Source organism: Streptomyces sp. NPDC091292 (assembly GCF_044757265.1).
Taxonomy (GTDB): domain Bacteria; phylum Actinomycetota; class Actinomycetes; order Streptomycetales; family Streptomycetaceae; genus Streptomyces.
This window is the reverse complement of record NZ_JBIVUQ010000017.1, coordinates 13,590-35,293: the sequence shown is the minus strand read 5'-3', so window position 1 is coordinate 35,293 and position 21,704 is coordinate 13,590. Positions and strand designations below refer to the sequence as shown.

Genomic DNA, 21,704 nt, shown 5'->3' with positions numbered 1-21,704 from the left:
TCCCGGTATCGGCGGCGGGTCGGAACTGTCGGACCTGGCCCGCTCTCCCTTCGGTATGCCCCCCTCCTGCATGGTGAGGTACGAGTGGCCTGGATGGGCCGGACATCGACGGAGGACCAGCAGGATCCGCGCCAGTCCTTGATGCGTCAACTCCACAACAGCAAGAGCGCCCTGCCCGAGGCTTGGGTGATCGTCTGCCACTTCTACGACGTCGAGTCAGGCCGACTGGAACTCGATGCACGTGGACGCAAGAGGAACCACGAGCGGTTCGACATCCCCCGGGTACGCCGCCAAGCACTACCGGCACCCCAACCCGGCCAAGGCGGCGAAGGGCGCCACGAAGACACGACTGGAACCCAGCCGCGGGTCTGGTCTCCGGAACCCTCGCACGTTTCTGCGACCGCCGGATGCGTGGTGTCGAACGCAAGCAGCTCACCTATTACCAGAGCTGGCCGAAGGGCAACAGACGCGGCTGAACCCGCCGGGCCGGCCGAGAACATCATGGGCATCTTGGACGCGCTGCCCTTCCTTGAGATGAATCTGGCCCAGGCCCCGAAGCACTTCTTCGGCACCTGTTCGAGCTGACCCAGCTCGTCATCGAGCTGCGTGGAGGCACCGATGAAATCTCGCTCACCGTCAGACTGCCCGCCGGGGGCTCGCGTGAGGCCCAGGTCAGACATCTCTGACCTGGGCCTTTACCTTCGCCGTGATCGTTTCGTCAGGGGGTGACGATGGCGAAGTCCGGGTCGGGGGCCGCGAGGTGGCTCAGGAGTTCTGTGAGTTTGGTGGGGGTGCCGGTGAGCGTCACGCCCGGGTGGGTGGCCAGGTCGGACGGTGGGACCGTGCCGAGAAGTACGGCGCGCAAGGTGTCCTCGTCCAGGGCGATCTCGACATCGGGGTCGGCGGCGGCCGGTCCCTTGCCGGTGACGTGGGTGAGGACGCCGTTGCGCAGGCGGAGCGTGACGGGGTCCTGGTTCCGGATGTTCCAGCGCACGCAGATGTCGGCGTCCCAGCTGCGCGGGCCGTCGACCCGGATGGCGAGGGCGTCGAAGAGCTGGTCCAGCGTCAGCGCGGCCAGCACGTCCGGCGACGTGGTCGCGGTCGGCGTGCCCACCGAACCGTCGCGCAGCTCCAGGGAGCCCATGAGGTAGAAGTTGCGCCAGGTGCCGTTCTCGCTGCCGTAGCCGAGCTGCTCCAGGGCGTCCGCCTGGAGGGCGCGGGCCTCGGCGTTGTCGGGGTCGGCGAAGACCACGTGGTCGACGACCTGGGCCACCCAGCGGAAGTCGCCGTCGGCGAAGGACTGCCGGGCCCGGCTCAGCAACTGGTCGGCGCCGCCCATGAACTCCACGTACCGGCGGGCGGCTTCGACGGGCGGGTGCTCCCACAGGTGGGCCGGGTTGCCGTCGAACCAGCCCAGGTAGCGCTGGTAGATCGCCTTGGTGTTGTGACTCACCGAACCGTAGTAGCCGTGCGTGTTCCAGGCCCGCTCCAGGGCGGGCGGCATGCTCGTCTCCAGCTGTTCGGCGATCTCCGCGCCGGTCAGGCCCTGGTTGATCATGCGCAGCGTCTGGTCGTGCAGGTAGGCGTACAGGTCCCGCTGCTCGGACAGGAACCGCACCACGCGCTCGCGCCCCCAGGTGGGCCAGTGGTGCGAGGCGAACGCCACGTCGCACGAGCCGGTGAACAGGTCGATCGCCTCAGTGAGGTAGTGCGCCCACACCCGTGGGTCGCGGACCTCGGCGCCCCGTAGCGTCAGCAGGTTGTGCAGGTTGTGCGTGGCGTTCTCCGCCATGCACAGTGCCGCGTGGTCGGGGAAGTGGATGTTCAGCTCCGCCGGCGCCTCGGTGCCCGGGGTCAACTGGAACACCATGCGGATGCCGTCGACGGTCTCTTCCTGCCCGGTGCGGGTGATGTCCCGCGTGGGCGGGATCAGTCCGACCGACCCCGTCGAGAGCGTCTGCCCCAGGCCGGTGCTGATCTGCCCGCGCGCGCCTTTGGGCAGAGCCGCTCCGAACATGTACGCGGCGCGGCGGTTCATCGCGGTGCCCGCGTACACGTTCTCGCTGATGGCGTGCTCCAGGAAGCCCCGCGGCGCGAACACCGGTACGCCGCCGCTGATGTCGTCGTCGGTCACCACGCCCCGCACGCCGCCGAAGTGGTCGGCGTGGCTGTGGGTGTACAGCACGCCCGTCACCGGCCGGTCGCCGCGATGCGACCGGTACAGGGCCAGGCCCGCGGCGGCGGTCTCGGCACACAGCAGCGGGTCGATGACGAGGATCCCGCGCTCGCCCTCGACGAGGGTCATGTTCGACAGGTCGAAGCCGCGGATCTGGTAGATCCCGTCGGCCACCTCGAACAGGCCGTGGTTGGCGCACAGTCGGCTCTGCCGCCACAGGCTGGGGTTGACGGTGTCCGGGCAGTCCTGGGTCAGGAAGGCGTACGCGTCGAGGTCCCAGACCGCGCGCCCGTCCGCGTCCTTGATCAGAGGGTCCGATGCCGTCCCGACGAAGCCACGGCGCACGTCGTCGAAGTCCTGCGTGTCGTCGAAGGGGAGGTGTGACGCCGCCTTCCGGTTGGCGCCGCCGATGGCGGGCTGGGCGGGCCCGGGTTCGCTGTGCTGCGGCATCGCGGTCTCCTTCTTCCTTCTTCTTCGTCTTCTTCTGCTGCTGCTTCCTGCGGGCATCGGGCCGGCCGATGCCCGACCGGCACCACCTCGGCCAGCCTCACCCGGACAGCGCTGCCCCACGAGCGGGCCTGGTCCGTTCGAGGCAGCCGGTGCCTGAGGTCACTCACTCAGGTGGGTCTGCCAGGTGGCGGGCCCGGGGCGCCCCGTGGAGCTTGGGAAACGTTCTGGCCGTGGCGATCGGAGTACGGGGTGGAGGACCGGGGCGAGGGACAGGGCGGGGGACAGAGTGGGGGACGGGGTCGGGAGGGCGGCTCTGGGCGCGGGCCCTGGTGGAAGCGCGGCAAGGAACCCGACTACCGGGCCACCATGGCCAACGAACGCACCCTGCTGGCCTGGTCCCGTACCGCGCTGGCCTTCCTGGCCGCCGCGTTCGCCGTCGTCAAACTCACCGACGTCACGCCGCGCGCCCTGCGACTGGCCCTGGGCTGCTATCTGGTGGCCCTGGCCGGCACCGTCACCGTCGCCGGATACGCCCAGTGGCGCTCCCGCCAGCTCCGGATGCGCGAAGGCCGGCCGCTGCGCCACGCCGCGGGGCCCGCCGTTCTCATGACGGCCCTGCTGGTGCTCGCCGGTTTCGTCGTCGCGGTCATCGTCACCGCGTCATGAGTGCCGCGTCATGAGCGCCGCGGACCGCCTGCGGTCGCTGCTCGGCATGAACGCCATGAACGGCGCGAGCGTACGGGGCGACGCGCTGGGAGCGGCCACCGCGTGGGCACTGATCGTGCCGGAGTGCGTGGCGTACGCGCAGATCGCGGGGGTGCCGCCGCAGAACGCGTTCTACGCCGCCCCGGTCGCCCTGGTCGTGTACGTCCTGGTGGGCCGCTCCCGGTTCCTGATCATCGGGGCGACCTCGGCGGCGGCGGTCCTGTCCGGGGCGACCGTCGCGGACATCAGCTCGGATCCGAAGCAGGCGGTGGGGCTGTCCGCCGCGCTCGCCGTGATCGCCGGCGGTGTGCTGCTGGCGGCCGGCCTCGCACGACTGGGGTTCGTGACGAACTTCCTTGCGGAGCCCGCGCTCTACGGGTTCCTGTTCGGCATGGCCCTGACGATCGTCGTACGGCAGGCGGCGAAGATCGTCGGAACGTCCAGCGGCGACGGGCAGTTCTTCCCCCGGCTGTGGACGGTGCTGCGGCAGCTCCCCGACTGGTCGCTCGCGTCGCTGGCCGTCGGCGGGGCGGCCCTGGTGGCCCTGTTCGCGCTGGAACGCTACGTACCGCGCCTTCCCGCGTCCCTGGTCGTGCTGGTGGTGGCGCTGGTGGTGTCGGCGGCGGCCGAGCTGAAGGACCACGGCGTGGAGGTGGTGGGGCCGATCCCGGCGGCCGTGCCGGTCCCTCACCTGCCGGGCATTCCGGCCGCCGACTGGTGGCACCTGGCCGGTGGTGCCTGCGGTGTCGCCCTGGTGGTGTTCGCGGAGGCGTTCAGCATCGCCTCGCGCTTCGCCCGCGAGCACGGGGACGAGGTCGACGCCGACCGGGAGATGGCGGCCGTCGGGGCGGCGAACATCTGCGTCGGGCTGTTCCGCGGCTTCACCGTCTCGGGCAGCGCCTCGCGCAGCGCCGCCGCCGAGGCGGCCGGTGCCCGCTCCCGGCTGGCCTCGCTGATCGCCGCCGTACTCATCCTCCTCACCGGCGCGTTCCTCACCCCTCTCTTCACCGATCTGCCCGAACCGGTGCTCGGCGCGATCGTGATCGTCGCCGTCCGTGGTTTCCTCTCCACCGACCAGCTGCGCCGCTACGCGCGGGCGGATTCCGCGAGTATGTGGGTGGCGCTCACCGCCCTGTTCGGCGTGCTGCTCTTCGACCTGCTGCCCGGTCTGCTGCTGGCCGTCGCACTGTCCCTGGTGCTGTTCATCGCCTCGGCGAGCACCATCCGCGTCGCGGTCCTGGGGCGGCTCCCCGGCAGCCGGCCGAACGGCAAGACCAGTGGGCTGTACGGCGAGACCAGCGGACTCTACGGGGAGACCAGCGGACTCTACGGCGAGACCAGTCGGCATCCGGACGCCATCACCACACCCGGCGTCCTCGTCGCCCGCCCCGACGGCGCCCTCTTCTTCGGCAACTGCGACCGCATCCGCAAGGACGTACTCGCCCTCGCCGCGGCGGCCGAACCCGCGCCGCACACCGTCGTCCTGGACCTGGGCTCCACGTACCACCTCGGCGTCCCCGTCCTCGACGTCCTGGACGAACTCCGCGACGCGCTCGACCGGCGCGGGTGCGTCCTGCACCTGGCGGAGTTGCGCGCCGCAGCCCGCGGCGAGTTCGCCCGCCACCCCCTCGCCGCCCGGCTCGGCCCCGCCGCGGTCCACGCCACCGTCGACGACGCCCTGCGGGCGGCTGCCGATGCCCGGCCAGGGCAGGAGTGAGCCCCATGCGCGACGCACCGTCACGGCGCGAACGGCAGCGCACCTACCGTTCGCCGCGCGCCGCCTGGCCCAACCGCGGTCTCGCGGTCGCCCTCATCATCGGCGCCGTACTCCTGGGCTGGTGGCTGCCGCACATCGAACGCCGCCACCCCCTCGGCGGTCTGTCCTACGACACGGGCGCGGCCCAGGCCACCCTGGGGGCGATCGCGTCGGGCATCATCACCCTCACCGGCTTCGTCCTGACGGCCGTCACCCTCGTCATCCAGTCCGTGCAGAACACCTCGCCCCGGCTCGCCGGCCTCCTCGGCTTCTTCGAGCACTCCCTGGTCCTGTTCGGCGCGCTCACCGGCACCGCCGTCTACGCCCTGGTGGTCCTCGCGCAGGTCAGCCCGGAGCACGTGCCGCGCCTGTCCGTCACGCTGGCCATCGTCTTCGTCGTACTGTCCACCGGCGCGACCCTGGCCACCCTCGCCGGTCTGCGCGAGGTGGTCACGGGCGGCGGCCTCGCGCGGGCCGTCGGCCTGCGGGTCCACTCGGTGCTGGACAGCGTCTGGGAGTCTCCGGAGCCCCCGGCCACGGCGCGGAACGGACCCGGACCCGGCCCCGGCCCCGGACCCGGAGATCCCGCCACGCTCACCGCGCCCCGCAGCGGAGTCGTCCAGAACGTCGACGCACCGGCCATCGTCGAGGTCGCCGCACGCCACGGCGTGCACGTCACCTGCCTGACCGCCGTCGGCAGCTTCGTCGAACCCGGCGCCCCCCTCCTGCGCGTCACCGCACTGGACACCACCCCACTGGACACCAACTCGCCGCACACCACCCCGCGGACCGTGCCCAGGAGCGCCGCGCGCCGCCTGACCCGCGCGGTGCGCCTCGGCCCCTCCCGGCACGTCGACCACGACCCCGCCTACGGCCTGCGCCTCCTCGTCGACGTAGCGATCCGCGCACTGTCGCCCGCCGTCAACGACCCCACGACGGCCGTCCAGTCCCTCGACCAGATCGAAGCCGTCCTGCTGCGCCTCGCGCCCCGCCCCCTGGGCACCGCGACGTTCCACGACCGCGAGGGCACCGCCCGCCTCACCGTGCCTCGCCCCGGCTGGGACGAGATCCTCGACCTCGCGCTGGCCGAGATCCTCCACTACGGCTCCGACTCGCTCCAGGTCCAACGGCGCCTGCGCGCCCTCCTCGACACCCTCGCCCGGTCCGTCCCGCCCGCGCGGATCGCGGCCCTCACCGCCTACCGCGGCATGCTGGACCGCTCGGCACACACTCTTGCGGACCCCGCCATGACCGCGACCGCCACCACACCCGACCCCCAGGGCCTCGGCGGCCCGGCCTCCACCGACGACGGACCGGCACCCCGCCCCGGGCCGACCGAGTGAACCGTTCACGCCGTGACGAGCGTGACTAGCGTGACGAGGTGGTGTGCCGGGGTCGCCGTGGCGAGTTGGCGACGTGACGAGATCTCGTCAACGAACAGCGCTGTGTTGAGGATCTCCGGCCGATAGACACGCGGCATGACCTCGACATTCAGACGCAGGACCGCGCCGGTCGCCGCCGCGGTCGCGGCGCTGCTCGGAGGCGGGCTCGCACTGCCGGCCACCCCGGCAACCGCCGCCGACTCCGCCACGGCAAGGCCAACGGCATCAGCAACAGCGACAGCAAGACCAACAGCGACAGCAAGACCAACAGCGACAGCAACAGACGACAAGAGTCTCGCGCCCAGCTACGACATCACGCTGATCACAGGTGACGTCGTGCACTACACGGACCTGCCCGGAAGCAACGACATCGTCACCATCGACCGGCCCGCGGGCGCCACGGGCAACGTACAGGTGCACAGCTACGGCGACGACACCTACGTGATCCCGGCCGAGGCGGAGCCCCTGCTGGCGGCCGACCGGCTGGACCCGCGGCTGTTCGACGTCACCGCGCTGATCGCGATGGGCTACGACGACGCCCGCTCGGGCGGCATTCCCGTGATCGGGACCCCGGCGTCGCAGGCCCGGTCCGCGTCCGCCAAAGCCCCCGCCGCACTTCGCGGAGCCGAACACATACGGGACCTGCCCAGTATCAAGGGCACGGCCATGAAGGCGGACGCCCGGCGGGCCCGGACCTTCTGGCAGGACGTCGAGGCGAGCCTCGGCGCCGGCGGCACTGCCCGGTCCGCGAGTGGCGGCAAGCTGTGGCTCGACGCCAGGGTGCGGGCCACCCTCAGCGACTCCGTCGCCCGGATCGGCGCGCCCGCGGCGTGGGCGAGCGGCTACGACGGCAAGGACGTCAAGGTCGCGGTCCTGGACACCGGTATCGACGAGGACCACCCCGACCTGGTGGGCCAGGTCGTCGCGGAGGAGAGCTTCGTGCCCGGCGAGGCGGTCGACGACCGGAACGGCCACGGTACGCACGTCGCCTCCACCATCGCCGGAACCGGCGCCGCGTCCGGCGGAGTCGAGAAGGGCGCGGCGCCGGGCGCGAGCCTGCTCGTCGGCAAGGTGCTGGACAACAGCGGCTCCGGCGCCGACTCCGCCGTCATCGCGGGCATGGAGTGGGCCAAGGAGCGGGGTGCCGACATCGTGTCGATGAGCCTCGGGTCCCCGGACGGCGACGGTGGCGACGGCCCGCTGTCGCAGGCCGTGGACGCGCTGTCCGCCGATGGCGGCCCGCTGTACGTCGTCGCGGCCGGGAACACCGGCGGCAAGGGCACCATCGGCGCGCCCGGCTCGGCCGCCGCCGCGCTGACGGTGGCCGCGGTCGACGGCAACGACGTACGCGCCTCCTTTTCCAGCCAGGGCCCACTGACCGGCTCCTATGGGTTCAAGCCCGACATCTCCGCACCCGGTGTGGGCGTCACCGCGGCTGCCTCGCAGTCCGTCCCCGGGTGGACGGACGGCCCGTACCGGACGATGAGCGGCACCTCGATGGCCACCCCGCACGTCGCGGGCGCCGCCGCCCTCCTCAAGGAGCGCCACCCCGACTGGACCGGCCGGCAGCTCAAGGACGCGCTGATGTCCACCTCCCGGCAGCTCAGCGCGTACACCCCGTACTCCATGGGCACCGGCCGCGTCGACGTCGCCGCCGCGGTCACCGGCACCGTCGAGGCCACCGGCTCGGTACGGGAGGCCGTGTTCCGGTGGCCCCACACCGCGGCACAGCCCGCCCGGCGGACCCTCACCTACCGCAACAGCGGCGGCGCCGACGTCACGCTGAACCTGGCCCTGGACAAGCCGTTTGCCGCCGCCACCCTGTCCGCGACGACCGTGACCGTACCGGCGGGCGGCGCTGCCGACGTGACGCTCGTCCTGGACCCGTCGGCCGTCTCGCTGGACACCACGTACTCGGGGCAGGTCGTGGCCACCGACGCCGCCACCGGCGAGGTCGCCGCCCACTCCGGCTTCGCGCTCCACAAGGAGAGGGAGCTGTACGACTACACGATCAAACTGACCGGCCGCGACGGCAAACCCGCCCACGACACCGTCCTGCTTTCCTACGAGGGCGCGTCGGCGCCGGTCGCGGTGGACGTCGACGGTCAGTCCACCTTGCGCCTGCCGCCGAACACGTACACCGCGTGGGACTTCCTGGACGTCCCCGGGGACACCCCCGACTCCCAGGGGCTGGCGCTGCTCACCGCGCCGGAGACGAAACTCACCGCCGATACGACAGTCCGCCTGGACGCGAGCGCCGTGCACCAGGCGACCGCCGTGCCGCCGCGCGAGTCCGAGACCACCCAGACCGTGATCGACTACCACCGCTCCTTCCCGCGCGGCGGCGGCACTTCGGGCCTGGGTTTCGACACCACGGTCCAACTGGGGGCGATCTACGACTCGGTCTATGCGGCACCCTCCGATGCGCCCACTCTCGGCGAGCAGAAGCTGATGATCCACTGGCGGATGCGGCAGAAGAACCTCGACGCCAGGACCGGCACCGGCCGAGATGTGGCACTGCACGGCCAGCTCGGCACCACCGCGCGGGACGGACAACGGGTGCTGCGGACCGTCTACGCCGGCGCGGGCGCGGCCGGCGACTACGCGGGCCTGGACGCCAAGGGCAAGGCGGTCGTCGTCGACCGCGGTGGCGCCGTCCCGCCCGCCGAGCGGGCCCAGGCCGCCGCGGCGGCGGGCGCCGCCATGCTCATCACCGTCAACGACAAGCGCGGCCTGCTCTACGAGAAGTTCCCGTCAGGTACTGGACTGACCATCGCCGCCGTCATGACGGGCGACGGCCAACGGCTCATCTCCGAGGCCGAGTCCGGGCACGGCGTCCTCACCGTCCGCGAGCAGCGGTTCCCGGACTACCGCTACGACCTGGTCCAGGCGTACGACGGCGCGATCCCGGACCGCTCCCTGCGTTACGTCCCGCGCGTGCGCGATCTGGCCCGCGTGGACAACCGCTTCCACTCCCCGGCGGCCACGCCCGGCTCGGGCAACCGCTACTTCGTGCCCGCGTGGGGCCGCGGCGTCGGCCTCGAAGAGCCGGAGTCCTACCCCGCGACCAGCGCCGACTACGTCACTCCCGTCGCCGCAGGCTTCGGTACCTGGTTCGAGCAGCACACCACCGCTCTCGGCTCGGGCCTGCAGGAGAGCAGCGGGCTCGAAACCTACCGGGCGGGCCGGACCTATCCGGGTGAGTGGTTCGCCCCCGTACAGGCCCCGCGGTTCGGAGACGCGTACCAGACGTCCTCCTACTCCAGCACCGGCACCATCCGCTGGGTCGTGCCCGCCTGGTCGGGCGGCGGCACGGGCCACACCGCACCGGGCGGCGGTACCAGCGCCCTCTACCGCGGTGACACCCTGGTCCGCTCCGCCACCTCCACCGCGAACGTCGTCTTCGGCCAGCCCTCCGGCGACTACCGCCTCGTCGTCCAGGGCTCCCGGGACGCTTCGCTGTGGAAGACCTCGACGAGCACCCGCACCGAATGGGGCTTCACCACCGCTCCGTTCCCGTCCGGCACGTCGGGCAGCAAACCGCTCGACCTGCTCAACCTCGGTTACGACGTCGACACCGACCTGGCCAACGGCGTCCGGGCGGGCCACAGGACCACGCTCGGTCTCGATGCCGCCGTCCACCCCAGCGGGGTCTCCGCGACCGCCGCGACGCTCCAGGTGTCCTACGACGACGGCACCACCTGGCAGCCCGTGGCCCTGCGCCGCGCGGGTGACGGCCGCTGGACGGCGAACCTCGACACCCCGCGCCGGACCGGCGGCTTCGTCTCGCTGCGCGCCACCGCCCAGGCGCCCGGGGGGCTGACGGTCGGCCAGGACGTCATCCGGGCCTTCGGACTGAAGTAGCCGCAACGGGACTCCCCGAAGCTCCGGCCCGATCCGGGTCGGAGCTTCGGGCCCGGCGGTCCCGGGGGTCCCGGGATCACACCCAGTTGTTGCGCACGGCGTACCAGCCCAACTGAACGCGGGAGGACACGGCCGCCGCGTCCATCAGCACCCGCAGCCTGCGCTGCACGGTGCGGGGCGACGTGCCGAGCTGCTTGGCGGTCGCCGCGTCGGTCAGCCCGGAGAGCATCAACTGCAGGATCCGCTGGTCGGCCGGGCCCAGATCGCCCTCCTCGCGCAGGTACGGGCGCGAGCGCCGCCAGTGCGCCTCGAACAGCTCGCTCACCAGCATCACCAGCGGCGGCTTGAGCACCATCGACCGTTCGGGGCTCAACCGCACCATGGCCAGGCGGTCGTCGACCACGACCAGCTTGGTCAGCGGATGATCCACCACCCGGACCTGCTGGCCCTCCTCAAGTCGCTTGTCCAGGGCCCGCAGGGCGGCCGGCTCGGTCAGGAAGTCCCGGTCCACCAGGTTGCGGTAGTCCACACCGGCCAATCCGGTACGCGCACCCCCCGGCAGGGGCTCGATCTGCGGATCGATGATGGTCGACGGCACCGGAGCCACCAGGTTGGCTCCCGACTGGCACCCGACGAAGGTCGAACGCGCACCATGCTCCAACTCCAGCAGCCTGCGCCGCTGAGCCTCCCGTCCCTCCACCAACTCCACGAGCCCCGCCATCAGCGTCCCTTGCTGCTGCCGGTGCTGCCGCTCGCCGGCTTCGAGCATCCCGGTGACGGTCGCCTCGGCACGGCGCAGCTCCTCCTGGAGCCGGGTGAGCGCGGGGAGCGGTGGGTGCGGCGGGTACGGATCTGACGGCGGTATTCCTGGGTCGGACGGCATGCCGCACAGTGTCGTGCATGTCCCCGCCGGCAGCACAGGCCGTCCACGGACAGGCCCCGCCGGTGACGGCCCACATGGCTGCCGGCCCCGGCGGTGGGCCGAACGGGGGTTGGGCCGTGGCGGTGGGTGTGGTGGTGGGTGTGGACGTGGGTGTGGCGGGCGGAGCGGCACCAACCCTGTGGGTAGGGTCTGCTGCCCGCCCCGGGGGCGCGCGCCGAACGTCCCTCGTGCAACCGGCGGCCCCGCCACGAGGAGTGCCACCATCGCCGAGCCCCCCAGCCCCGCGAACCCCGTGCAACCCGCGCCGCGGAATCCGCAGGAGGTCCCCCTGCGCGAGATGCTGCGCCGACCGGGCTACCTGAAGGACCTGGTGTACTGCGGGATCATCGGCATCCCGGTCTCGCTGCTCGCGTTCTGGTTCCTGGCCGGTATGCACGAGCTGGAACACATCGTCTGGGTCACCTGGCCGCACGCCCTCGCGTACGGCACTCCGCCGTGGTGGTGGCCGCTGCCGATGGCCGTGGTGCCCGCGGTGGGCGTGATCCTGGCGGTGCGGTACCTGCCTGGCCGGGGCGGACACGTACCGGCTGCCGGGCTCCAGCCGGGCGGCGCGTCCAAGGCCGCCCTGCCCGGCGTCGTGCTGGCCGCCGCCTGCTGCCTGCCGTGGGGCGTGGTGCTCGGCCCGGAGGCGCCGCTCATCGCACTCGGCGGCGGGCTGGCCCTGTTCTTCCGCGGCCTGGTACGGCCGCCGGCCACGCCGGCGAGCACCGCGCTGATGGGCGCCGCCGGGTCGGCCGCGGCGATCTCGACGATCTTCGGCAACCCGCTGGTGGGCGCGATCCTGCTGATGGAGGCCGCCGGGTTCGGCGGCGCGCGGCTGGTCGCCGTGATGCTGCCCGCCCTGTTGGCCAGTGGCGTCGGGTCGATCGTGTTCACCGGTTTCGGCCGCTGGACCGGACTGCAGGTCGGCAGCCTGAAGCTGGGGCTGCCCGAGCCGCCGCAACTGGACACCGGGGACGTGGTCTGGTCGGTGCTGATGGCCGCCGCCATCGGGGCGGCCGTGCACTACGTGCTGGTGTTCGGGCGGCGCACCGCCGTGTCGGCCGCCGCCCGTCCGCTGCCGGTGATCGCGGCGTGCGCGGCGGCCATGGCGGTATGCGTCTCGCTGTACGCGGTGACGACGGGCCGCTCACCCGCCGAGGCGGCGCTGTCCGGGCAGACGGCGCTCGCCGAACTCGCCAAGGACCCGCGCTCCTGGCCGGTCGGCGCGCTGATCGCGGTGCTGGCGTTCAAGGGCGCGGCGTACGCCCTGTGCCTGGGCAGCCTGCGCGGTGGCCCGATCTTCCCCTCCCTGTTCCTGGGCGGCGCGGCCGGCGCTCTGCTGGCGCCGCTGCCCGGGTACGGGGTGGTGCCCGCGATGGCCGCGGGCATGGCGGCGGCGTCCGTGGCGGCGCTGCGGCTGCCGGTCAGCTCGGTGGTGCTGGTCGCGCTGCTGGTGGGCCACACGGACGCCCTTCCGGTGATCATCCTGGCGGCGGTGACGTCCTTCGTGGTCACCGAGCTGCTGCCGACGGGGCCGGATGTCCCGCCCTTTCGGGAGAGTTGACGGGGAGAGGTGACGGGGGAGGGCTGACGGTGGGGGGCGGCGGTGGCGGTGGCGGTCGCGGTGGTGGGCCGTTGTGGTCCGTGCGACGGTGGTGAGGCAGGACGGAAGAATGAGCAGGACCGAAGAATGAGCAGACAAGACTTCACCGTCTCCTTTCCCGAAGAGGAGAGGGTCCTGGTCACCGGTGGCAGCGGTTTCGTCGGCAGCCACACGGCCGTCCGCCTGCTGCGCGAGGGCCATCGCATCCGAGTGGTGGTCCGCAGCCCCGCACAGGAGGCTCAAGTGCTGGCGGCGCTCCAGCAGGCCGGGGTCGATCCGGCGGACCTGCTGGAGTTCGCGGTGGCGGACCTCAGCGCCGACGACGGCTGGGTACAGGCCATGGACGGGATCGCGCACGTCCTGCACCACGCGTCGCCCTTCCCGCCCACCCCGCCCGAGACGGAGGACGAGGTCGTCCTCCCCGCCCGCGACGGTGCGCTGCGGGTGATCGCGGCTGCTCGCGGCGCCGGGATCCCGAGGGTCGTCATGACGTCCTCCTTCGCCGCGGTCGGCTACACCCTGACGCCCGACGACCACTACACGGAGACGGACTGGACCGACCCGGACACCCCGGGACTCCCCGCCTACCACAAGTCGAAGGTGCTGGCCGAGGCGGCGGCGTGGGACTACGTCCGGACCAACGGCGGCATCGAGCTGGCGGTCGTCAACCCCACCGGCATCTTCGGCCCCCAACTCGTGGACCGGCCCTCCGGTTCGATCGGACTCATCAAGGCGCTGATGGCCGGGGAGATGTCCGCGGTGCCGGTCTGGAACTTCGGCGTCGTCGATGTGCGTGACGTCGTGGACCTGCATCTGCGCGCGATGCTGCACCCGAGGGCCGCGGGCGAGCGGTTCCTCGCCAACAGCGGATCGTCGAGCCTTTTCATCATCGCGAACATCCTTCGCGAGCACTTCCCCGCTGCGGCCGACCGACTGCCCGCCGCCGAACTGACCATCGAGCAGGTACGCGAGGCCGCGAAGACCGAGCCCGCGCTGCGGGACGCCGCCGTTCTGGAGGGGAGGATCCCCGACATCAGCAACGAGAAGGCCCGCTCCGTCCTTGGCTGGGAGCCCCTGGACGTCAGCGACACCATCGTGGCAACCGCGGAGAGCCTGATCCGGCTGGGCGCCGTCACCCTGCCGGGGAACGGCACCGCCACGTCTTCCGGGCAGCGCCGGTGAATCGGAGCCGTGCCCGTGCCGCGGTTCGAAGGGGCAGGCTCCGTCCCGGCCGGCTCCGGTGAGGCCGGGCGCCGCCCAGGTCCGCCTTGCCGTGGCGGGGTCAGAAGAACGTGGCGGCGTCAGAAGAACGTGGGGCGGCGGATGACGTACGGGGCTTCGAGGGCGTCGATCTCCTCCGTGGTGAGTTCGATGTCCAGCGCGGCGACGGCGTCGGCGAGGTGGTGCGGCTTGGTCGCGCCCACGATCGGGGCCGAGACCACCGGGTTCTTCAGGACCCAGGCCATCGCGATCTGCGCCATCGACACTCCGCGGGCCTGGGCGATGCGCTGGACGGCCTCGACGATGGCGCGGTCGCTGTCGAGGAAGATCGGCCGGTCCTGCTGGTCGACGGTCCGGTTCAGCTCCGCGCGCTGTGTGGAGCGTTCGCCCCAGGGGCGTGTGACCAGGCCGCCGCCCAGCGGGCTCCACGGGATGCTGCCCACGCCCTGGTGGGCGAGCAGGCCGAACATCTCGCGTTCCTCCTCGCGGTGGACCAGGCTGTACTGGTCCTGCATGGAGACGAACCGGGTCCAGCCGTTGGCCTGCGCGGCATGCTGCATGGTGGCGAACTGCCAGGCCCACATCGACGAGGCACCGATGTAGCGGACCTTGCCCGCCTTGACCACGTCGTGCAGCGCCTCCATCGTCTCCTCGACCGGCGTCTCCGGGTCGAAGCGGTGGATCTGGTAGAGGTCGACGAAGTCGGTGTCCAGGCGTCGCAGCGAGGCGTCGATCTGCTCCATGACGGCCTTGCGGGACAGACCCGCCCCGCCCGGACCCTCGTGCATCGGCGCCCACAACTTGGTCGCCAGGACGATGTCCTCACGCCGGGTGTACTTGCGCAGCGCCCGCCCGACGATCTCCTCCGATGTGCCCAGGCCGTAGATGTTCGCGGTGTCCCAGAACGTGATGCCCAGCTCGACGGCCTGGCGGAAGACCGGCTCGGCCGCGACGTCGTCGAGCGCCCAGCTCGTCCTCTCGGCGGGGTCGCCGAAGCTCATACAGCCCAGGGCGATCCGGCTGATCTTGAGCCCTGACGTGCCCAATCGCGTGTACTCCATCGCTCACTGCTCCTCGGTGACGCGGACGTGCGTACGGGGTCCAGAAGGCGGCTGCCTTCCCTCCCCACCGTGGCACGAAATGCCGCGCATGGCCTCCCACCAGGGAGTTCCTGCTGTTGCAGGTACTGCCAGGCCCCCTCACGCGCGCGGAAACGGACCTGTCGTGGACGGTGGGCGGACCTATCGTGGACGGCATGGACGCCCGCTCCGAGTTCCGCGACTTCCTCACGTCCCGCCGCGCCGGAATCACCCCCGAACAAGCCGGTCTCCCCGTCGTCGGCGGAAACCGCCGGGTGCCCGGTCTGCGCCGCGAGGAGGTCGCGCTCCTGGCCGGCGTCAGCGCCGATTACTACATCAAGCTCGAACGCGGCAACGCGCGCGGCGTCTCCGACAGCGTTCTCGAAGCCCTCTCCCGCGCCCTCCACCTCGACGAGGCCGAACGGGCCCACCTGTTCGACCTGGCCGCCGCCGCCAACGCCGGCACACGGACACCCCCGCGCACCCCCAGGCCCCAGGTGCGCCCCAGCGTCCAGCGCATCCTGGACTCCATGTCCACCACCCCGGCCTACGTACGCAACCGCCGTCTGGACATCCTGGCCACCAACCAACTCGGCAGAGCCCTCCTCAGCCCGATCCTCGCGACCCCGCGCCGGCCGCCCAACGGGGCCCGCTTCATGTTCCTGGACCCCGCGGCGACCGACTTCTACGTCGACTGGGAACGCATGGCCGCCGGCACCGTCGCGATCCTGCGCGCCGAAGCCGGACGCGACCCCCACGACAGAGCCCTGACCGAGCTGGTCGGGGAACTCTCCACCCGGAGCGATCTGTTCCGCACCCGCTGGGCCACCCACAACGTCCTCCAGCACCGCGCCGGCACCAAACAACTCCGCCATCCCGTCGTCGGCGAACTCACCCTCGCGTACGAGGCCCTGGAACTCCCCGCCGACACCGGGCTGACGATCATGGCCTACAGCGCCGAACCCGCCACACCCACCTGCGACGCCCTGAGGCTGCTGGCCAGTTGGGCCGCGACCGTCGACGGGGACGGCAAGGGTGTGGTGTCAGGTGAGGACCTCGTCGACCGCGGTCCAGCGCGGGATCGGCCTGAGTCCTGAGGGCAGCCTGACGGTCTTGCTGTAGCCGAACTCCCTGAGGGTTTCGGCGGCGTGCTCGCGGCCGTAGCCGCTGTGCTTCGTGCCGCCGAACGGCGACCCCATCATGGCCCGGTTGTAGTTGTTGACGAAGACGATGCCCGCCTCGATGCCCCGGCTGACGCGCAGGGCCCGCGCGCTGTCGGCGGTGTAGACGCCCGCGACCAGCCCGAAGTCGGTGCCGTTCGCGATCTCGACGGCCTCGGACTCGTCCGCGAACGGGATCACGGAGACCACCGGGCCGAAGATCTCCTCCTTCGCGATACGCATGTCCGGGCGTACGCCGGTGAAGAGGGTCGGGGCCACGTAGAAGCCGCCCGCGAGGTCGGGGTCCGCCGGTAGCTGGGCCTGCGCGGTGATCTTGGCGCCTTCCCTGACGCCGATGTCGATGTAGTCCAGGACGCGTCGCTGCTGCGCCCGCGTGACGAGCGGGCCGACGTGGGTGGTCGCGTCCAGGCCCCGGCCCACCCGGAGTTCGGCGACCGCACGGGCGAGACGGTCCACGACCTCGTCGTGCACCGAGCGGTGGACCAGCAGGCGGGAGGCGGCCGTGCAGGCCTCGCCCTGGTTGAAGAAGCCGCCCTCGACGGCACCGGCGACGGCGGCGTCCAGGTCGGCGTCCTCGAAGATCACCAGGGGGTTCTTGCCGCCCAGCTCCATCAGGGTGGGGGTCAGGTTGTCCGCGGCCGTCCTGAGGACGGCGGCGCCGGTGGTGGGGGCGCCCGTGAAGGACAGCTTGCGCACCAGGGGGTGGCCCGCCAGGGCGGCGCCCACGGAGCCCTTGCCCGGCACCGTGTGGACCACGTCGTCGGGCAAAACCGACTGGATGATCTCGGCCAGCCGCATGACGGTCAGCGGGGCCTGCTCCGGCGGCTTCAGTACGACGGCGTTCCCGGCCGCGAGCGCCGGGGCGGTCTTCCCGGCCGTATGGATCGGCGGCCAGTTGAAGGGAATGATGCCGCCGATCACCCCGAAGGGCTGGAGCGAGGTCACATCCAGCGCGTAGCCGCTGTCCCGCACGGAGCCGGGCAGGTCGTGGGTGAGTCCGGCGAAGAGTTCGAAGCAGGCGATGCAGGCTTCCAGGTCGAACTGGGCCTGGCCACGGGGCTTGCCGTTCTCGCGCGACTCCAGCTCGGCGAGTTCATCGGCGTACGACCGGATCTCCCGCGCGACGTCCTGGAGCAGCCGGCCGCGCTCGGCGGGGGTACGGCGGCTCCAGGAGAGGAAGCCCTCGTGGGCGGCGCGTACCGCGCGGTCGACCTCGGCTTCGCCGCTCCCCTGCACCACCGTCAGCGCGCGGCCGGTGGCCGGATCCTCGACGGTGAACCGGTCCTCGTCCCGCTCCGACGACCAGCGGGAGCGGGTCGTCCGGACGCTCTCGCCGATGTCGGGGGCGGGGGCGGGAGCGGAGACGGGGGCGTGATCGTGGTCGCGGTCGTGGGCGTTGTCGTGGGCGGGCTTCTGGTTTTCGTCGGTCGTGGTCATGGCTCTCCTCCTGGCGTCTCTTCCGTACCGGAATTTCCAACACTCGTGTTGGCTTCGCCTGGATCCGACTGTACGCCCGCAGATCTCCAACTGCAACGCTGGTGTTGGGATACGCTCGGGGCATGGCTTGGGACGTCGAAGGAACGAAGCGCAGGATTCACGAGGCGGCGCTGGCCGAGTTCGCGCGGTACGGGCCCTCGGGCACGACGATCGACAGGATCGCCAAGGGCGCGGGGGTCAACCGGGAGCGCGTGTACAACTACTTCGGCGACAAGGAGGCGCTGTTCGCGACCGTCATCCGCAGCGAGCTGGACCGCCTCGCCGCCGACGTCCCGCTCCAGCACGTGACCTGCGCGGAGGACCTGGCCCAGTTCGCCGGGCAGGCCTTCGACTACCAGCAGGACCACCCGGAAGCGGCCCGCCTGGTGCTGTGGGAAGGGCTGGCCGATACCGGCGGTGTACGGGACGAAGCGGCCCGCACCGACCTGTACACCGGCAAGACCCGGGCCGTCGAGGCGGCCCAGAAGGCCGGTCTGGTCGACGATTCCGTCGCACCGGCACATCTGGTGTTCCTGCTCATCTCCCTGGCCGGCAACTGGTCGGCCGTCCCGCAGATGGCCCGCATGCTGTCCGCCGAAGACGCGGGAGCCCGGGACTCACGCGCGCACCGACGGGACGCCGTCATGCAGGCCGCACGACAGATCGCCGCCCCGCGCGCACCGGACACGGCCGCGCGCGAGTGACGGGAGTGACGGGAGGGGAAAGGAGTGGGGTTCCGTGGAGCTGCGCAGCCTCAATCTCAACCTGCTGATCCACCTGGACGCACTGCTGTCGCACCGCAGCGTCTCTGGAGCGGCCGACGAGCTGGCGGTGAGCCAGCCCTCCATGTCCGCCGCGCTGGCCCGACTGCGCCGGCACTTCGGCGATGAGCTGCTGCGGCGCCGTGGCAGCCGGTACGAGCTGACCGCGCTGGCCGAGGACCTGCGGCCCGCGGTGGCAGGGGTGATCGTCGGTCTCGAAGGGGTCTTCGTCCACCGGACGGCCTTCGCCCCCGCCACCTCGCGCCGCGAATTCCGGCTGCTGGCAAGCGACTTCTGGCTTGAGACCATGGGCCCGGCGCTCAGCCGGCTGGTGAGCGAGGCCGCCCCGCTCGCCGCTGTCCGGTTCGAGATTCCCCGCGGCTGGGAACCACGCGAACCGCTGGAGGGTCTGCGGAACGTGGACGGGATGCTGGCACCCCACGGAGTGCTGAGCGGGCCCCCGCACCTGGATCTGCTGCGCACCGAGTGGCGGTGCGTCACCAGCCGTGACAATCCGAAGGTCGGTGAGGCCGCCGACCCGGCGGTCCTGGCCGCCCTGCCGTGGGTCGTGTACGCCGACCGGTTCTCCGCGACAGCGGATGCGGGGATGTCGATCGTGATGCGTCAGCTCCGGTACGCCGGGATCGCTCCCCGTGCCGTGGCCACCGTGGCGACGTTCTCCGTGGTGCCGGCCTTCATCGAGGGAACGGACCGCGTCGCGCTGGTCCACCGCTCCCTCGCCGAACGCGCCCGGCACCTCTACGGCCTGCGCGTCTTCGCGCCACCGTTCCCCGTCGGCGAGGTCGTGCAGGCGTTCTGGTGGCACCCCCATCTCGCCCACGACCGGGGGCACCGCTGGCTGCGCGCCATGCTGCGGCGCGCCGCCGTGCGGGTGGCGGCCGACGTCCCCGGATTCGACCTCGCCGAATCGATGGCGCCGGGTCGCCCGTACACCGAGGGCAGCGCATAGCCCCGCTCTATACGCCGCATCGGCAGATTCGTCTTCCGCCGGTGTCGTCGCGTGATCGACCGTTTACGGCGACACGACAGCGACGGAAAGGGGTGACGTCATGACTCCCGTATCCATGACACCCGGATCCATGACACCCGTGACTGTGACGGACGTACACGCGCACGCACTGGTGCCGAGTGTGGAGCCGCTCGTGGACGGCGATGGCCGCAAGCAGCGGGAACAGGAGGCGCAGGCCCGGCTCATGGGTCAGGACTCGGTGCGGATCACCCTCCGGATGTCCCAGGACGCGCACAGGTCCCTGACGGACCTCGACACCCGGATCAAAGCGATGGACGCGGCGTCGGTCGACGCGCAACTCGTCTCGCCCAGCCCGTCCCAGTACTACTACTGGGCCGAACCCTCGCTCGCCCGCGAGATCTTCACCGCCACGAACGAGGGCATCGCGGCGCTGTGCGCACAGGCGGGCGGCCGGCTGACCGGTCTCGGGGTCGCCCCGCTGCAACACCCGGCGCTCGCGGTCGAGGCGCTGGAGCACGCGGTCCTCACCTGCGGACTCAAGGGCATCGAGATCTCCTCGTTCGCGCCGTACGGCGAGGGGCGGCCGAACGGTGAGGGGCGCATCGACCTGTCCCACCCCGCGCTCGCCCCGCTGTGGGCCCGCGCGGAGGAGTTGGACGCGCTGGTGTTCCTGCACCCGCTGGGCTGCACGGTCGACGGCCGACTCGACCATTGGTACCTGTACAACGTGATCGGCCAGCCCCTTGAGCACACGATCGCCCTCAGCCACCTGATCTTCTCCGGGGTTTTCGACCGCCATCCCCGGCTCCGGATCCTGGCCGCCCACGGTGGTGGCTATCTGCCGGTCTACATGGGCCGGGCGGAGCACGCCTGGCGTGAGCGCGCCGACGCCCGTACATGCGAGCGCCCGCCGAGCGCGTACCTCAGCGAGATCTTCTTCGACTCGCTCGTCTACACCCCGCACGCGCTGCGGCACCTCGTCGACACCGTCGGCGCGGGTCAGGTCCTGCTCGGCTCCGACTACCCGTACGACATGGGCGTCACCGATCCGCCGGCACGTCTGACCGCCGCCGGGCTCTCGCCGGAGCAGCGGGACAGCGTGGCCGGTGGCAACGCCGCACGGCTGGGGCTGATCCCGTGAAGTGGGCGACGTACGACTGGAACGGCTCCACCCGCACCGGCGTCCTCGTGGGCCGTGAACTGTTCGCCCTGGACACCGGCCTCGGCATCCAGGACCTGATCGGCCTGGGCCCCGGCGTCCTGGCCGAGGCCGCCCGCGAAGCGCACCGCGGCGGAGTGGCCGCCGACATCGGTGAGGTCACCCTCCGGCCCGCCGTACCCCGCCCCGGCTCGGTGCGTGACGGCGCGTGCTTCCTGGATCACGTACGAGGGTGTCTGCGCGCCATCGGCAACCCGGGCGAGCTGCCCGAAGTGTGGGACCAGGTGCCGGCGTTCTACTTCGCCAACCCCGCCACGCTCTTCGGCGGGCGGGACGACGTGCCGGTGTCCCCCGGCGCGAAGTGGTTCGACTTCGAGGCCGAGATCGGGGTCGTCATCGGCCGCCCCGGCCGTGACCTGTCACCGGAGCGGGCCATGGACCATGTCGCCGGCTACACCCTCTTCTGCGACTGGACCGCCCGCGATCTGCAACTCCGCGACATCGCCCAGGGGATCGGACAGGCCAAGGGCAAGGACGGCGCACTGACCCTCGGCCCCTACCTGGTCACCCCCGACGAACTCGACCCGGCGGACATCGAGTTGCGCGCCTTTGTCAACGGCACAGAGATCGCCCACGGATCCAGCCGCGACATGGACTGGTCCTTCGCCGAACTCCTCTCGTACATCTCACGCGGCACCCCGCTGCGCCCCGGCGACGTCATCGGCTCGGGCACCATCCCGGGCGGGTGCCTCCTGGAACATGTCGACACCTCACCCGGCGAGTACCGGGGATGGCTGAAGGCGGGCGACACCGTCGGCCTCCGCAGCGAGCAACTGGGCGCCATCGAGAACCGCGTCGTCCCCGGTCCCGAGGTACACCGCCTGTCGACCGGCCACTGACGGCGGTACACCAGCCACCGGCACCCGTAACAGGCGACACCCGTAACAGGCGACACCCGTACCAGGCGACACCCAC

Annotated in this window: 17 protein-coding genes; 12 read left to right on the top strand and 5 right to left on the bottom strand. The window is 71.8% G+C overall.

The window, feature by feature from the left end; all coding sequences use genetic code 11:
- The first annotated feature begins 84 nt into the window (after window positions 1-84).
- Entirely contained in the window at window positions 85-585 is a 501-nt protein-coding gene (locus ACIQNU_RS33195; RefSeq protein ID WP_401373480.1) for a hypothetical protein, read from the top strand.
- Between the two features lie 133 nt (window positions 586-718).
- Here ACIQNU_RS33195 and ACIQNU_RS33190 read toward each other — a convergent pair whose 3' ends face one another.
- A complete protein-coding gene (locus ACIQNU_RS33190; protein WP_401373478.1) occupies window positions 719-2,626 on the bottom strand; it encodes an alkyl/aryl-sulfatase in 1,908 nt (635 codons plus the stop codon).
- Between the two features lie 366 nt (window positions 2,627-2,992).
- On the opposite strand from ACIQNU_RS33190, the gene ACIQNU_RS33185 reads away from it, so the two are divergent.
- Genes ACIQNU_RS33185 through ACIQNU_RS33175 form a run of 3 tightly spaced genes read left to right on the top strand, consistent with a single transcriptional unit; the run spans window position 2,993 to window position 6,430 of the window.
- Entirely contained in the window at window positions 2,993-3,292 is a 300-nt protein-coding gene (locus ACIQNU_RS33185) for a DUF202 domain-containing protein (protein WP_401373477.1), read from the top strand.
- 10 nt (window positions 3,293-3,302) lie between these two features.
- Window positions 3,303-5,048 (top strand): SulP family inorganic anion transporter, encoded by a 1,746-nt coding sequence (locus tag ACIQNU_RS33180; protein WP_401373475.1) that lies wholly within the window; start codon window positions 3,303-3,305, stop codon window positions 5,046-5,048.
- Between the two features lie 5 nt (window positions 5,049-5,053).
- Window positions 5,054-6,430 (top strand): DUF2254 domain-containing protein, encoded by a 1,377-nt coding sequence (locus ACIQNU_RS33175; RefSeq protein WP_401373473.1) that lies wholly within the window; start codon window positions 5,054-5,056, stop codon window positions 6,428-6,430.
- A gap of 5 nt (window positions 6,431-6,435) precedes the next feature.
- On the opposite strand, the gene ACIQNU_RS33170 is transcribed toward ACIQNU_RS33175, so the two are convergent.
- A complete protein-coding gene (locus tag ACIQNU_RS33170; protein ID WP_401373472.1) occupies window positions 6,436-6,567 on the bottom strand; it encodes a hypothetical protein in 132 nt (43 codons plus the stop codon).
- Here ACIQNU_RS33170 and ACIQNU_RS33165 point away from each other — a divergent pair.
- Window positions 6,566-10,333 (top strand): S8 family peptidase, encoded by a 3,768-nt coding sequence (locus ACIQNU_RS33165; RefSeq protein WP_401373470.1) that lies wholly within the window; start codon window positions 6,566-6,568, stop codon window positions 10,331-10,333. The two genes, ACIQNU_RS33170 and ACIQNU_RS33165, sit on opposite strands and share 2 nt — an antisense overlap.
- A 76-nt stretch (window positions 10,334-10,409) precedes the next feature.
- Here ACIQNU_RS33165 and ACIQNU_RS33160 read toward each other — a convergent pair whose 3' ends face one another.
- On the bottom strand, window positions 10,410-11,216 hold the full coding sequence (locus tag ACIQNU_RS33160) for a helix-turn-helix transcriptional regulator (RefSeq protein WP_401373468.1): 807 nt from the start codon (window positions 11,214-11,216) through the stop codon (window positions 10,410-10,412).
- Window positions 11,217-11,553: 337 nt separating this feature from the next.
- Between ACIQNU_RS33160 and ACIQNU_RS33155 the strand changes: the two genes are divergently transcribed.
- Complete coding sequence (locus tag ACIQNU_RS33155; protein WP_401373466.1) at window positions 11,554-12,822, top strand: chloride channel protein; 1,269 nt, start codon at window positions 11,554-11,556, stop codon at window positions 12,820-12,822.
- Window positions 12,823-12,948: 126 nt separating this feature from the next.
- Window positions 12,949-14,043: an NAD-dependent epimerase/dehydratase family protein gene (locus tag ACIQNU_RS33150; protein ID WP_401373465.1), complete on the top strand. Its 1,095-nt coding sequence runs from the start codon at window positions 12,949-12,951 to the stop codon at window positions 14,041-14,043.
- 119 nt (window positions 14,044-14,162) lie between these two features.
- On the opposite strand, the gene ACIQNU_RS33145 is transcribed toward ACIQNU_RS33150, so the two are convergent.
- Window positions 14,163-15,143: an aldo/keto reductase gene (locus ACIQNU_RS33145; RefSeq protein WP_401373463.1), complete on the bottom strand. Its 981-nt coding sequence runs from the start codon at window positions 15,141-15,143 to the stop codon at window positions 14,163-14,165.
- Between the two features lie 194 nt (window positions 15,144-15,337).
- Between ACIQNU_RS33145 and ACIQNU_RS33140 the strand changes: the two genes are divergently transcribed.
- Window positions 15,338-16,258, top strand: coding sequence for a helix-turn-helix domain-containing protein (locus ACIQNU_RS33140; RefSeq protein ID WP_401373461.1), 921 nt, complete (start codon window positions 15,338-15,340; stop codon window positions 16,256-16,258).
- Here ACIQNU_RS33140 and ACIQNU_RS33135 read toward each other — a convergent pair.
- Window positions 16,205-17,779, bottom strand: coding sequence for an aldehyde dehydrogenase family protein (locus ACIQNU_RS33135; RefSeq protein WP_401373460.1), 1,575 nt, complete (start codon window positions 17,777-17,779; stop codon window positions 16,205-16,207). The genes ACIQNU_RS33140 and ACIQNU_RS33135 overlap by 54 nt on opposite strands.
- Window positions 17,780-17,901: 122 nt before the next feature.
- Here ACIQNU_RS33135 and ACIQNU_RS33130 point away from each other — a divergent pair, with 122 nt between their 5' ends.
- The 4 genes from ACIQNU_RS33130 to ACIQNU_RS33115 all read left to right on the top strand — a co-directional run bounded on the left by ACIQNU_RS33130 (window position 17,902) and on the right by ACIQNU_RS33115 (window position 21,628).
- Window positions 17,902-18,522 carry a TetR family transcriptional regulator gene (locus ACIQNU_RS33130; RefSeq protein WP_401373459.1) on the top strand — a complete coding sequence of 207 codons (621 nt, stop codon included), beginning with the start codon at window positions 17,902-17,904 and terminating at the stop codon, window positions 18,520-18,522.
- A gap of 34 nt (window positions 18,523-18,556) precedes the next feature.
- Entirely contained in the window at window positions 18,557-19,549 is a 993-nt protein-coding gene (locus tag ACIQNU_RS33125) for a LysR family transcriptional regulator (RefSeq protein ID WP_401373458.1), read from the top strand.
- A 130-nt stretch (window positions 19,550-19,679) separates the two neighbouring features.
- Window positions 19,680-20,711 (top strand): amidohydrolase family protein, encoded by a 1,032-nt coding sequence (locus tag ACIQNU_RS33120; protein ID WP_401373456.1) that lies wholly within the window; start codon window positions 19,680-19,682, stop codon window positions 20,709-20,711.
- Window positions 20,708-21,628 (top strand): fumarylacetoacetate hydrolase family protein, encoded by a 921-nt coding sequence (locus ACIQNU_RS33115; RefSeq protein ID WP_401373455.1) that lies wholly within the window; start codon window positions 20,708-20,710, stop codon window positions 21,626-21,628. Before ACIQNU_RS33120 ends, ACIQNU_RS33115 begins: the two co-directional genes overlap by 4 nt.
- The last annotated feature ends 76 nt before the right edge of the window (window positions 21,629-21,704 follow it).

Excerpts from the sequence above, each read along its gene's own strand:
- ACIQNU_RS33190 (WP_401373478.1), bottom strand. The coding sequence starts at position 2,626 with ATGCCGCAGCACAGCGAACCCGGGCCCGCCCAGCCCGCCATCGGCGGC.
- ACIQNU_RS33185 (WP_401373477.1), top strand. The coding sequence starts at position 2,993 with ATGGCCAACGAACGCACCCTGCTGGCCTGGTCCCGTACCGCGCTGGCC.
- ACIQNU_RS33180 (WP_401373475.1), top strand. The coding sequence starts at position 3,303 with ATGAGCGCCGCGGACCGCCTGCGGTCGCTGCTCGGCATGAACGCCATG.
- ACIQNU_RS33175 (WP_401373473.1), top strand. The coding sequence starts at position 5,054 with ATGCGCGACGCACCGTCACGGCGCGAACGGCAGCGCACCTACCGTTCG.
- ACIQNU_RS33165 (WP_401373470.1), top strand. The coding sequence starts at position 6,566 with ATGACCTCGACATTCAGACGCAGGACCGCGCCGGTCGCCGCCGCGGTC.
- ACIQNU_RS33170 (WP_401373472.1), bottom strand. The coding sequence starts at position 6,567 with ATGCCGCGTGTCTATCGGCCGGAGATCCTCAACACAGCGCTGTTCGTT.
- ACIQNU_RS33160 (WP_401373468.1), bottom strand. The coding sequence starts at position 11,216 with ATGCCGTCCGACCCAGGAATACCGCCGTCAGATCCGTACCCGCCGCAC.
- ACIQNU_RS33155 (WP_401373466.1), top strand. The coding sequence starts at position 11,554 with ATGCTGCGCCGACCGGGCTACCTGAAGGACCTGGTGTACTGCGGGATC.
- ACIQNU_RS33150 (WP_401373465.1), top strand. The coding sequence starts at position 12,949 with ATGAGCAGACAAGACTTCACCGTCTCCTTTCCCGAAGAGGAGAGGGTC.
- ACIQNU_RS33145 (WP_401373463.1), bottom strand. The coding sequence starts at position 15,143 with ATGGAGTACACGCGATTGGGCACGTCAGGGCTCAAGATCAGCCGGATC.
- ACIQNU_RS33140 (WP_401373461.1), top strand. The coding sequence starts at position 15,338 with ATGGACGCCCGCTCCGAGTTCCGCGACTTCCTCACGTCCCGCCGCGCC.
- ACIQNU_RS33135 (WP_401373460.1), bottom strand. The coding sequence starts at position 17,779 with ATGACCACGACCGACGAAAACCAGAAGCCCGCCCACGACAACGCCCAC.
- ACIQNU_RS33130 (WP_401373459.1), top strand. The coding sequence starts at position 17,902 with ATGGCTTGGGACGTCGAAGGAACGAAGCGCAGGATTCACGAGGCGGCG.
- ACIQNU_RS33120 (WP_401373456.1), top strand. The coding sequence starts at position 19,680 with ATGACACCCGTGACTGTGACGGACGTACACGCGCACGCACTGGTGCCG.